Raw genomic sequence first — 12113 nt, forward strand, 5'->3', positions numbered from 1 at the left:
GGCTTTCTTTTTAAACTATGATAACGTGAAAGATGTGATTTCAGAATCGAGAATGTAGAAGGGAACTCACTATGATCAGGCCAAAATTAAATCGTTTTCTCCTTTTCCTTGCATGCATTGGAGTAGCTCTTTACTTGGGAATATCCGCTTTATACGGACTTCAGGCCGAAGAAACGTCGGCAGAAGACAATCCATCCATCACGAAGCAGCAGGCTGCGGATCGCGCAGCTCAATTTGTAAGTGAGCGCTACGATGTGCATAACCCGCAAACCTTTGTTGTTTATCAATCCAAGAAGGAACGCAGCGGTTATTTGCAAAAGGAGCATTTATTAGAAGTCTATATGAAGGACTATGGGGAGCGTTACCCCATTGATTATTATCGAGTAAGCGTAGAAGACACCAAGACCAACCGTCAGTTTGAAGTTGAGATTAATTACACGAATGCATCCGTTATTGGATGGCGTGAAACGCAAAATCCATCCGATCAGGCAATCATCAGTAAGCAGAAAGCAGATATTTTGGCCAAGCAGGAAATTCGGAAGCAAGGATTTGAGCCGGATGACTTCATACCCATAGATAAGGGGACTGCCGAAGACGATCAAGCACATGGAACAACCTTATTTTATGAAAAGCAAACGAAACCGCTTGGTGAAGCAAAGTTACAAGTTCGAGTTGATTTCGATGATAAAAATCTGACCGGTTATAACGTGCTGTTTAGCTTACCGGCGTCGCATCAAATCTGGATCGATCAGCAGGATCGCTCCGCATCAATCATGACTTGGATTTCCATGGGCTTTACTCTCATCATGACCATTGCCGCGATTGTATTCGCCATTATCTATAGAAAACATATGAAATTCAGTAGAGGCCTTCTTTTGACAGCCATTTTCTTAGCCATTTATATCACTAACAACTTTAATATGTACCCTGCTTTTAGATCTATGAGTGGAGCTATGAACGATGAATTCGCAACATGGGCAACTATTATTTTCATGAATGTAGTGACTGTCCTGCTCGGCATATCTCTCTACTTAGCTCTAGTAGCAGGTAATGGATTGTGGCATTCAATCGGAGAGCGGAAATGGCCGGCTTGGAAAGAATCCTCATTTGGGACTGAGGTTTATAGCGGCATGGGGCGCGGCTATTTGCTTGCTCTCTTTATCTTAGGCGTTCAGCAGGTGCTCTTTTATACAGGTGAAGTGAATTTTGATGTTTGGGCTGTGAATGATCCGTCCGATTCTGTTCTTAATATGATTGAACCCCGCTTCTTCCCGCTTATGGCCTGGGTTGCTGCCATATCGGAAGAAGCGACCTACCGGCTGCTTGGCATCATTCTATTCAAGAAGCTGTTTCGCTCAAACTTCATTGCAATTGTTATTCCCAGCGTGATCTGGGCGGCTAGTCATACCCAGTATCCCATTTATCCAGTCTATACTCGGCTAATCGAGGTCACCATCATAGGCATTATTCTTGGTTATGTCTTCCTTAAGTACGGTTTCATTACCGCCGTATTCGCTCATGCCTGCATGGACAGCATCCTCATGGGGATGTCCCTCTTCTACCTCGGACATATAAGCGATGTGCTTGCTGGCATTTTCTACATCCTGCTGCCTGGTTTGATTGGCTTGCTCCTAGCCTGGCTGCATGGAAAAAGGCGGGGTCCCCTTATTCCTGGGGAGCCGCCGCCTCGCCTTGAAGCGCTTTGAGAATTTCGATAGCTAATTTCTCACCTATACCCAGAGGCTTGAAGTCTTGGACTTCAGCCTCTTTTATTTTGCGTACGGAGCCAAAATGCTTAAGCAATGCCTTCCGGCGTTTCTCTCCGATGCCCGGAATCGCGTCCAGCTGTGAAACAACCATTGACTTCGCCCTTGTTTCGCGGTGGAACGTAATCGCGAATCGGTGAACCTCGTCCTGAATCCGCTGCAGCAGGTAGAACTCTTGGCTGTCACGCGGCAATGGCACAACTTCTGCGGGATCTCCGATCATGAGCTGCGCTGTTTTGTGCTTCGCATCTTTGACGAGTCCACAGATCGGAATGAACAGGCCTAATTCGTTCTCAAGCACGTCGACAGCTGCTGAGATCTGCCCTTTCCCTCCGTCCACGACGATCAGGTCAGGCATCGTGAGATTGTCTTTAAGCACACGCTCATACCGCCGGCGGATGACCTCTCGCATCGTTTCGTAGTCATCCGGGCCAACGACTGTTTTGACTTTGTACTTACGGTACTCCTTACGATCGGGCCTGCCGTCCACGAAGACAACCATCGCAGAAACAGGATTCGTCCCTTGAATGTTCGAGTTATCGAACGCTTCAATGCGGCGAATCGTTCCCACGCCGAGCCATTCTCCAAGATTCTCGACCGCTTTGGTCGTACGGCGCTCATCGCGCTCCACCAAACGAAATTTCTCATCCAGCGCATTGCGGGCGTTGTCTTTGGCCATATCGACCATTTGCTTCTTCAGCCCACGCTGAGGGATATGCACCTTGACCTTGAGCCAGGATTCCAGTGCTTCGCGGACATCCTTCTCTTCGGCCTCTACTTGAGCCACAACTTCCGCAGGGATTTCGGCAGAGATGTCCATTGATGCTTCAGTGGAGGCTTCAATAAGGGCATCTGTAGGAGCAGCTGTAAGAGTATCCGCAGCACCTTCTGCCCCCGTCATGGGAGCAACAGCCGCATGCACGGGTATCGACGGCAGGAAGATCTCCTTCGGCAGCGCCGGATTATCGCTGTAGACCTGAGTAACGTAGGTGATGAAGTCATTGTACTCATCACCGTAATACGGAAATAGCGAGACGTGCCGCTCAATGAGCTTGCCCTGCCGCATATACTGGATGTGCACAGCCATCCAGCCCTTGTCGACCGCGTAACCAAAGACATCTCGGTCTAGCGCATCTGCCGTCGTGATCTTCTGCTTCTCCATCACGGCGTCGATGTTCATGATATGATCGCGCAGCTCCTTGGCGCGCTCGAAGTTCAGTTCCTCCGCTGCGGCCAGCATTTTGGCCGTCAGCTCTTCCTTAATAACGTCGTGTCCCCCGTTCAGGAAACGGCTGATCTCTTGCACCATCCGCTCGTTCGTCTCGGCGGATACATCTAACACGCAAGGCGCCAGACACTGCCCGATATGATAGTATAGGCATACTTTCTCGGGCATCGTCTTGCACTTGCGCAGTGGATAAAGCCGGTCCAACAGCTTCTTCGTCTGCTGGGCCGCAAAGGCATTCGGATAAGGGCCGAAGTACTTGCCCTTATCCTTGAACACCCGCCGCGTGACTTCTAGGCGCGGCTGCTCTTCATGTGTAATCTTGATGTACGGGAACGTCTTATCATCCTTCAAGAGTACGTTGTACCGCGGATGATGCTGTTTAATCAGATTACACTCAAGAATCAAAGCCTCCATGTTCGAGGAGGTAATTATATATTCAAAGTCGCGGATTTCGCTGACTAGTTTTTGCGTCTTCGCACTGTGGCTCCCCGTGAAATAGGAGCGCACACGATTCTTTAGTACCTTCGCTTTTCCCACATAAATGATGGTACCCTCGCGGTTTTTCATGATATAACAGCCTGGCTTATCCGGTAATAAGCTCAGCTTGTGTTTAATTACTTCCAGACTCTGTTCGCGGACTCCAGCGTCCTCATGCTCATGCTCGGTCATGCATCCAATCTCCTCTCGCACAAAAACTTACACATTTCCTAATTGTCCATCCACTCAAACAATTGTTGCATGTCAAACAACATAATCGTCTAAGCAGCAGCCAATTTAAACGCTCCCCTATTATCGAAAAACAAAAAAAAGCTCTTTTTCAGCATAGCAGAAAAAGAACTTTTTCTCACGAACAATTGTTTCTAGTTTGTAACAAATTATTGATGACGAGAAACAACATTTTTCAACGCTTCTTTGGATTGGAAACCAACCACTTTATCAACAGGCTGTCCGTCTTTGAAAACGATCAATGTTGGGATACTCATAACACCGAAGCGAGCAGCTGACTCTGGATTGTCATCCACGTTTACTTTTGCGATTTTCAAGGACTCAATTTCTTTATCCAGCTCTTCCAAAACGGGAGCGATCATTTTACAAGGTCCGCACCAAGGTGCCCAGAAGTCTACAAGTACTGTACCTTCTCCTTCAACTTCAGCTTTAAAGCTGTTATCAGAAACATTCACGATTGACATGATAGTTCCTCCTTCTAAGAATGGATTTAATTTATAACATCAAGTAGTACCTAGCTACCGATGAACGTCAACATGTAAAGTATACCACACCAGTGGGTCATTTCAACCAAGCCATAAGTTAGCAAAAAGGTTGAAGTTGGATCTACTTAGCAGGAAAACCTACAGGCAGCCCCTGAAGTCTTTGCTGCTCGATATAAGCAATACGATCCTTCAAATTAGCTTGCAGCAGCTGCAGCATCTTCATCTGTTGTTCGATTTCTTCGAGCTTCTCTGTGTAGAGTGGCAGCAAATCATCGCACATCGACTCCTGATTTTTCATGACGCAGTTCAGAAAGCTTTCAATTTGTTCGGTCGTAAACCCTAAGCTCAAATAAAACTGAATGGTTTTCACGCGCTCAACAGCCATCTGGTTGAACACCCGATATCCGTTTTCTTCACGCTGTGTCGCGATTAGCCCTTTCGCCTCATAATACCGCAAAGAACGAATGCTGGCTCCGGTAAGCTTGGATAACTCACTAATCCGCATGGCCTTCACCTTTTTCCTTTTCCTTGATCAAGTAAGGATGATTTCATTGTAAACCATGACACTAATGTTAGAGTCAAGTCTTATTTTAACCTTTCCGCTGCTATCCGTTATTGTTTGCACAATTGTCACTTTGATAAGCTTTACAACTTTCGACGAATTTGGGTATACTAAACTTAAACATACGAATGTCGGACGTTGGGGGGTAACCACATGAGCGATCCTAAACACCCTGAGCTTCACGTGTACGAAGAACCGCGTAATGATTTCATGGATGTAGGCATTGGCTTTGGCGCTTTCTTTGGCTTTTTGTTTCTAATTGCAGCCATTGCAACCGTGATTCAAGTTATGAAATAGGAATGTCCAAGCTGGCCTGGAAGAGAACCGCTTTGCACGCCGTGTGAAGCGGTTTTTCATACCGTTTGTTATTAGGAAAAACTTATATTTTATTAGATGGTCAAAAAAGCTGTGCAGATGAACTCATCTGCACAGCTTTTTATTATTTCCCACGCTTGTTCGTACCTGTTACCACAACCACATCGACAAAAGGTCGAATTCGGTCCATAATCCGCTGTCCCTTGTACTCCTCGTCACCATCTTTATTCGTGAAGCTAAAATGCTTCTCCAAATCAGAAAGTGCATAATTGGATGTGAAAAAGGTCGGCATACGATTCATGCGATGATTCACGATAGCGCCAATGACATGATCTCGCAGCCACGGATTCAAATTCTCCGCGCCAATATCATCGAAAACTAATAGATCCGTTTCCTTCAGTAGATCAATCGTTTCCTTCAGCTTGTAGGGCTCCTGGAACATCCCCTTCAAGTCCTCGGCAAAATCCGGCATATAGACGATTGCACCTGTCATACCGACTTTGGCCAGCTGGTGCAACATATAGCCCATCAGGAACGTCTTCCCCGTTCCAAATGATCCGGATAAGTAGAGTCCTCTTGTCTGAAGCCCCTCTTCCATTGTCAGGCTGACATAGTCGTTAATTTGCATAACGGCTTTTGCCCGATCCAGATCCGTTTCAAGGATGTCTTCAAAAGAGTAGCTGCGCGAAATCATCCGCGGATCCACATGAAAGGTGCGGATTCGGCTGCTTATGGCATCCTGCAGCTGCTTCGCGTTGAACTTCTTGCAAGCTACCTTTTCCTCATGAACAAACGACTTTTCATTGACGGAGTCGGCTGTTAACATTGTATAATGCCCTGTCATATCATTTGGACAGTTTTCTAAACCTGGGCAGTTCGAACAGTTTTTGAACTCTGTCACATATTGATACAGCTTGTTCATATTAATCTTAATGGTATAGTCATCGACAAATGGATACTTTTGGCGAAATTTGTGAACTAAGGCGTCATCCATGACGACTTTAATTTTCGCTTCTGCCTTTCGTCTCCATTCGGATTGCGGCATTGATTTGAGTAAGTGAGACAGGGAATCCATGCTTCCTGCACCTCCTTATAATTCTCTTGTACGTTGTCACCTTACCGCTACCTCAGCTCTTCCGATTAAAGCGCTCGTCCAGCTTCTTCGCCATCCTTCTCGCGGCTTCCAGCTCTTCATCTGTCAGCCTCGAAGCAGCCGCTGTGCCGGCATCCGGCACAACGATCGGAATGTGAGGCTTCTGTGTTTTGCCTTGCCGGCCTCTAGTTACAGAGCCACCGCCAGCTTTAGCGGCCTCCACCTTGGAGGCTGCCTTCTGTTTGTAGCTGATTTTCTCACGCACATATTCCACCGCTTGTTCGTAAGTAACAATTTGCTTGCCCAGCATATCCGATGCGACCGCTTCAATCGAAGACTTGGCCCACGAGCGGCGGTCGATATGTAGGAAATGGATCAAGACATTAATGACTTCCTCTTTCAATCTATAATTCAAATCAATCTTCTCAAATATATTAAGTACACCGTCCGGAATGGAGCCCTGAGTAAAGAACATTTTCAGAACTGCCGTGTACGGCTCATTTCGCATAATGTAATTGTATTGATGATCTGTACATTCGCCGCGCAGCTGCTGCGGCACTTCTAGGTAATAAGCCATTTCAACTGACTTGTCTCCAGACGTATCTAGCATATCCTCATTTGTATCGCTTTGCGACTTCTCTTCTGACCTGGACAACGTGCGCTCTCGTTCCTCATCCCGCTTCTTGCTCTGTCTGTAGAACAGATTCGCATTATACTGCATAAGATCCATCTGCAGCTCGCCCTCTTCGGTGAATGCGCCATCCTCATCCAGCAAACGGCATGTTTCCTGAAGTGATAGGTTGTACTTCTTCGCCACAATATTAATCGCAGCCATCTGATCCGGTTTATGCTTGAGAGCTTCAACGTAAACGCGATTACTCGCTCCTCGCGGAAACCTCATAATGATATCCGCATACTGGAAGCCTTTGGTTGTCACGTCCATGCGAGCGTCTCCCTGTTTACTGGCTGAGGCCTCATACAGGGCTTGCTCCAGTTCGTAATCAACCACCTGGGTATTGAGGCGGAATAGATCATAGAACGGAACAGACAGGTTCTCTTCACTCGCGTCGCGGCACTCTTCCGGCTCCGGCGAGAGCAGCTCTTCCCGAAGGGACAGGAGCATGAACTTCCCGACCTTATCACGGAGCAGCAGCGTCAAATGCTGATTGCGGAAAAACTCATTGGGCCCAAGCGGAGGGAACAAGGTGTATACGAAGACATAGTCTTCTTCACCTGGTAGAAACTTGCGAGTTGTCTGCAGGAGCCCTATGGCTTCTAGCTTCGAAGATTGCTCAATTAGATATTTACGCCCTCGCTCCCCCTGCTCAAGCTCGAGCAGCAGAAACAGCTTTCGCTGTTGTTCTAGAGGCGAATATCCGACTTTTTCTGCACTCATCTGCAGATAAAGTGCTTGATAGAGACTAATAGCCAATCCGCCGATCATAGGCTGATACATAATAGCTAACATTTTATAATCCAGACTGCTCAAAGAAAACTCACGGTTCACACAAAACCTGTGGTTCTCGGTGAAATGCAGCATATTCGTCATTCTCATTCCGTTACAGCACCATCCTGCCTCAACCGATTGCAGCTATGAAAGCTTATCGGTTTCTCTCTATTAGTCTACCACAAAAATCGACACGCTTGGTATCTACGAGAGAAAGATAATATTACCTAATATGAAAAAACCAACCTTTCGGACGGTAAAATTCTGACAACTTAGCCGTTAGACGCGGCACTCCGACTTCTTTTTGTAAGCATTGCCCCAATCTTTCATAAGTAAAATAATAGGGACCAATGTTTGTCCGAATTCTGTCAACGAATATTCGACCTTTGGAGGCACTTGATGATACACCTCGCGGTGGACAATGCCGTCCTCTTCGAGTTCCCTTAGTTGTAGAGTCAGCATTCTCTGCGTAATGGATGGACAGATTTTTCTGAATTCATTAAATCTTTTAGTCCCTCCAATCAGGTGATATAACAGAACACCTTTCCATTTGCCCCCGATAACATCCAATGTATATTCAACCGGGCAGCCTTCATCATTATGAAGGTTGCCGTACTCGCTTTTACGATCACGCAATACGATTCAACTCCTTAATAGTATACAAATTGATACTACATAACACGATTGTGCGTACTTACTATTTTATGACGGATCGAATAAACTAACAACATAGAAACATTTACTATAAATGAGGAGATGGAATTATGTCTACAAAAGAAACAATGAAAGCGGTAGGTCTTTATAAGTATTTAAATATTGCACATTCAGAAAGCTTGATTGATGTGGAAATTGAAAAACCGGTTCCTGTAGGTAAAGATCTACTTGTCAAAGTTAAGGCTATTTCAGTAAATCCAGTCGACACCAAGGTTAGGGCACCGAAAGATAAGACTGAAGTATCACCAAGAATTCTGGGATGGGACGTCGCGGGAGTAGTGGAACAAACAGGACCGGAATGCACATTATTTCAACCAGGCGATGAGGTGTATTATGCAGGCAGCATTACGCGACCAGGCGGAAACAGCGAGTTTCATCTTGTCGATGAACGTATCGTCGGAACAAAACCTTCAACGCTTGATTTCGCTCAATCGGCAGCACTCCCGTTAACAACCATCACAGCTTGGGAGGCACTTTTTGACCGTCTAGGTGTGTCCCAAAATAAAGATAGGAACGCAGGTAAGGTTATTTTGATCATAGGTGCTGCTGGAGGTGTAGGATCCATTGCAACACAACTAGCGAAGTATGCCGGCCTTACGGTAATCGGTACGGCTTCTCGTCCCGCATCGATCGATTGGGTGAAATCAATGGGAGCAGATCATATCATCAACCACTACAGTTCTTTCGTTCCTCAATTGAACGCTATCGGCTTACAGAATGCTGACTATATCCTGTGTTTAAACAGTACGGAGCAGCACTGGCAGAACATGGCCGAAGCGATTGCGCCGCAAGGCAAAATTTGCTCCATCGTTGAGACGGACCAGCCACTCAATTTGACTTTGCTTAAGAATAAAAGCGTAACGTTTGTATGGGAATTAATGTTCACCCGCTCGATGTTCCAAACGGCCGATATGGTCGAACAACATAAACTGCTGAATGAAGTAGCACAATTAATCGATTCTGGCATCATCCGTACCACTTTGGCTGTAAAGTTGGAACCCATCGATGCAACAAATTTGCGGAAGGCCCACGCTATAATTGAGGCAGGCAACACCGTTGGGAAAATTGTTTTGGAACATTTTTAATTCTTATGTAGAAAAAATAGAGCCTGTTGAGTTTTCTCAACAGGCTCTTCCATCTATCAGCTGGTTTAATGGAGTGGCGCTTGACTTTCCTGGATATCCTCGCCATACATGTCTGGATTCAGCTTCTTTGCAATCGCTAAGTCCAAAAGTACACGCTGTGTCTGAATATCTTCCAGGCTGTCTACCCACAGGCGAATCAGGTCATTCATCCGAGAAGGGTTCTTAGTCGGAATTTGATGTTTAGCATCCTTAATGAAATAGAGTGAGCTATGCGGCAGCTCTGCATGAAGTAAGTTCGCATACCGATGAAAGGTGTGGTCCTTCTGACCATAAATCAATAGGATAGGATGCTGGATACTTCTGAGACGGCGTGTACATGTATACGTAAGGGATTGCTCGTAATAGGATTTTACATCATTCGCAGCATCGCTTAATGAGCTCTCATATAGACTATGATAGGTGTTTTCATTATCCGCATTTCCAAAAGTAATTGCTTTTTTCAGTAACTTCATGAGTGGCCCTGAACCCGCCATCCACGAAGCGAGCCACAGCCTGCTTTTGTTATAAATATCCGTTAATTCAGACATCCCACTAACCACGATTCCCCCAAGGAAACGTTTAGGGTACGTAAGCAGCGCTTCCAGCACTAACGCGCCACCTGTTGAATAACCGCACAGGAATACTTTTTCGATACCTAGGTAATCCAGCAGCTGCCTTAAATCCTCAACAATAAGAGCATAGCTAAATGGACGTTCTGACGACTTGCTGGCTCCGTGCCCCCTGAAATCAAAGGTAATGACTTGGAATTGACCCGACAGCTGTTCTCTTTGATAAGCAAAATTCTGCGAGGTTAATAAAGGTGGATGAAAAAAGACGATTGGGGTGCCAGTCCCCGTAATCTCATAATTCAATTTCGTTCCGTTCACGTGGGCGAAAGGCAAAATAGTTTCCTCCGTAAGGTCAATTTAGGCAACTCAACCTTAGGGTGACCAGTTCTGTCTTTTTTTATGAGAACCTTAAAACATTTTGAAGCCTCTAATCCGCAGCGCTTTAATGGCCGATCCACTTAAAATAGCGCCAACCAAACCACCGATAGCAGGAATAATATCAACTATTGTGAAGTTCTCTCCGCTGGAGAGAAAAGACGCCTCTCCAATTGAACCATAAATAACAACACCGATAATCAAAGCAATAAAAGCATAAAGTGGAAACCATGTTGTTTTCATTAGCATATTCAAAATAAACCCGATCCCAAAAAATAACACTATCATTAAGACAGTGGCAATGATCATTTGTAACAATGTATGTTCCCCCTTAACAATGTAAGAAGCCCGTTCATCTATCTGACTTCCTTACTAATTGTAATCGACGAATTGGCACAGGTAAAGTGTACACAAATTGAACATTTCCCTCTTCACCCTTTGTTCATTTGCCCTTTCCCCATGAATTGGATACAATGTAGGGGATATTAGCCCTTGAATGGAGGAAAACCAATGAGTGAAGCCGTACAAACGCTGGAAGGCTGGTATGCGCTCCATGATTTCCGTCTGATCGATTGGAACGCATGGCATGCCGCAACCCCTCAGGAGCGTAAGCACGCAACGGACGAGCTGAATACATTTCTGTCTCAGTGGCAGCAATTCGAAAACGATAAACTAGGCAGTACTGCCGTTTATAGCATCGTTGGTCAGAAAGCCGACTTTGTATTCATGCAAATGCGCGAAACGCTGGAAGAATTGAATGAACTGGAAAATACGTTTAATAAATCAAGCTTCGCCGCATTTACAATCCCGGTCTATTCCTACGTATCCATTGTAGAATTAAGCAGTTATCTAGCTAAGCCAGGCGTGGATCCTTCGGAAGATCCGGAAATTCAAGCCCGCTTGAAGCCTATCCTGCCTAAATCGAAGCACATCTGCTTCTATCCGATGAATAAGCGTCGCGATGGCAATGACAACTGGTACATGCTCCCTGCGGAAGATCGCAAAACGATGATGCGCAGCCACGGCATGATTGGACGCACATACGCAGGTAAAGTCAAACAAATCATTACAGGCTCCGTAGGACTGGATGATTGGGAGTGGGGCGTAACCCTGTTCTCCGATGATCCTCTTCATTTCAAAAAGCTCGTTTATGAAATGCGTTTCGACGAAGTGAGCGCACGTTTCGGTGAGTTCGGCGACTTCTACGTCGGCAACTTGCTGACACCTGATAAATTTGCTAAATTAATTCAAATTTAAGAGATAACTCAAGAGTGAAGGACTCCGTGTCCTTCACTCTTTTTGCATCACTGTACAATCAACATTGTACACATTTTTGGAAGAGGGTAAACAGCTATTGCAGATGAATAAAGCAAAAAAGAAAGCTCGCTCAATGAAGAGCGAAGCTTTCTTTTCTATGAATTATTCCTCATCATCATCGTCACGCAGGGCAGCTTCTAATTCAGCTTCCATCTGCGCTTTGCGAGCTAGATACACTTCCGTATCACGGTCACGCTGACGACCTTTTTCCTTCAAACGTTCAATAGCAGGAAGAATGAGGATATCAATTTCCTTTTGCACAACAGCTACATGATCATAACGTTTCTCAGTCTCTAAGAAGTGACCGACCTCGATCAAGGCATTGTAACGATCCAGTTCATCCCGGGTAAGAAGTCCTCTTACTTGGACACTGCAGTGCCGCATGGCGATCC

At 45.6% G+C, this 12113-nt stretch carries 13 protein-coding genes; 4 read left to right on the plus strand and 9 right to left on the minus strand.

Annotated elements, in window-relative coordinates; all coding sequences use genetic code 11:
• The first annotated feature begins 134 nt into the window (after window positions 1-134).
• A complete protein-coding gene (locus tag QFZ80_RS26585) occupies window positions 135-1706 on the plus strand; it encodes a CPBP family intramembrane glutamic endopeptidase (protein ID WP_307561886.1) in 1572 nt (523 codons plus the stop codon).
• On the opposite strand, the gene uvrC is transcribed toward QFZ80_RS26585, so the two are convergent.
• The 3 genes from uvrC to QFZ80_RS26600 form a co-directional block, all read right to left on the minus strand.
• Window positions 1666-3663 carry an excinuclease ABC subunit UvrC gene (uvrC, locus tag QFZ80_RS26590; protein ID WP_307553039.1) on the minus strand — a complete coding sequence of 666 codons (1998 nt, stop codon included), beginning with the start codon at window positions 3661-3663 and terminating at the stop codon, window positions 1666-1668. The genes QFZ80_RS26585 and uvrC overlap by 41 nt on opposite strands.
• 206 nt (window positions 3664-3869) lie before the next feature.
• On the minus strand, window positions 3870-4184 hold the full coding sequence (gene trxA, locus QFZ80_RS26595) for a thioredoxin (protein WP_057307540.1): 315 nt from the start codon (window positions 4182-4184) through the stop codon (window positions 3870-3872).
• Window positions 4185-4326: 142 nt separating this feature from the next.
• Window positions 4327-4710 carry a MerR family transcriptional regulator gene (locus QFZ80_RS26600; protein ID WP_307555952.1) on the minus strand — a complete coding sequence of 128 codons (384 nt, stop codon included), beginning with the start codon at window positions 4708-4710 and terminating at the stop codon, window positions 4327-4329.
• Window positions 4711-4920: 210 nt separating this feature from the next.
• Here QFZ80_RS26600 and QFZ80_RS26605 point away from each other — a divergent pair, with 210 nt between their 5' ends.
• Complete coding sequence (locus QFZ80_RS26605; RefSeq protein ID WP_082562634.1) at window positions 4921-5064, plus strand: YqzM family protein; 144 nt, start codon at window positions 4921-4923, stop codon at window positions 5062-5064.
• 142 nt (window positions 5065-5206) lie between these two features.
• On the opposite strand, the gene dnaI is transcribed toward QFZ80_RS26605, so the two are convergent.
• The 3 genes from dnaI to QFZ80_RS26620 all read right to left on the minus strand — a co-directional run bounded on the left by dnaI (window position 5207) and on the right by QFZ80_RS26620 (window position 8258).
• Window positions 5207-6157 (minus strand): primosomal protein DnaI, encoded by a 951-nt coding sequence (dnaI, locus tag QFZ80_RS26610; RefSeq protein ID WP_307553037.1) that lies wholly within the window; start codon window positions 6155-6157, stop codon window positions 5207-5209.
• A 52-nt stretch (window positions 6158-6209) separates the two neighbouring features.
• Window positions 6210-7730, minus strand: coding sequence for a replication initiation and membrane attachment family protein (locus tag QFZ80_RS26615; protein ID WP_307561888.1), 1521 nt, complete (start codon window positions 7728-7730; stop codon window positions 6210-6212).
• A 171-nt stretch (window positions 7731-7901) separates the two neighbouring features.
• Window positions 7902-8258: a winged helix-turn-helix transcriptional regulator gene (locus tag QFZ80_RS26620; protein WP_307561890.1), complete on the minus strand. Its 357-nt coding sequence runs from the start codon at window positions 8256-8258 to the stop codon at window positions 7902-7904.
• Between the two features lie 128 nt (window positions 8259-8386).
• On the opposite strand from QFZ80_RS26620, the gene QFZ80_RS26625 reads away from it, so the two are divergent.
• A complete protein-coding gene (locus QFZ80_RS26625) occupies window positions 8387-9421 on the plus strand; it encodes a zinc-binding alcohol dehydrogenase family protein (RefSeq protein ID WP_307561892.1) in 1035 nt (344 codons plus the stop codon).
• Between the two features lie 65 nt (window positions 9422-9486).
• Here QFZ80_RS26625 and QFZ80_RS26630 read toward each other — a convergent pair whose 3' ends face one another.
• A complete protein-coding gene (locus QFZ80_RS26630) occupies window positions 9487-10362 on the minus strand; it encodes an alpha/beta fold hydrolase (protein WP_307553032.1) in 876 nt (291 codons plus the stop codon).
• A 75-nt stretch (window positions 10363-10437) separates the two neighbouring features.
• Window positions 10438-10722: a YuiB family protein gene (locus QFZ80_RS26635; protein WP_307561894.1), complete on the minus strand. Its 285-nt coding sequence runs from the start codon at window positions 10720-10722 to the stop codon at window positions 10438-10440.
• A 192-nt stretch (window positions 10723-10914) separates the two neighbouring features.
• On the opposite strand from QFZ80_RS26635, the gene hemQ reads away from it, so the two are divergent.
• Complete coding sequence (gene hemQ, locus QFZ80_RS26640) at window positions 10915-11661, plus strand: hydrogen peroxide-dependent heme synthase (protein WP_029194770.1); 747 nt, start codon at window positions 10915-10917, stop codon at window positions 11659-11661.
• 162 nt (window positions 11662-11823) lie between these two features.
• On the opposite strand, the gene QFZ80_RS26645 is transcribed toward hemQ, so the two are convergent.
• Window positions 11824-12105, minus strand: coding sequence for a hypothetical protein (locus QFZ80_RS26645; protein ID WP_307553028.1), 282 nt, complete (start codon window positions 12103-12105; stop codon window positions 11824-11826).
• Window positions 12106-12113: the final 8 nt, after the last annotated feature.

Source organism: Paenibacillus sp. V4I7 (genome assembly GCF_030817275.1).
Classification (GTDB): domain Bacteria; phylum Bacillota; class Bacilli; order Paenibacillales; family NBRC-103111; genus Paenibacillus_E.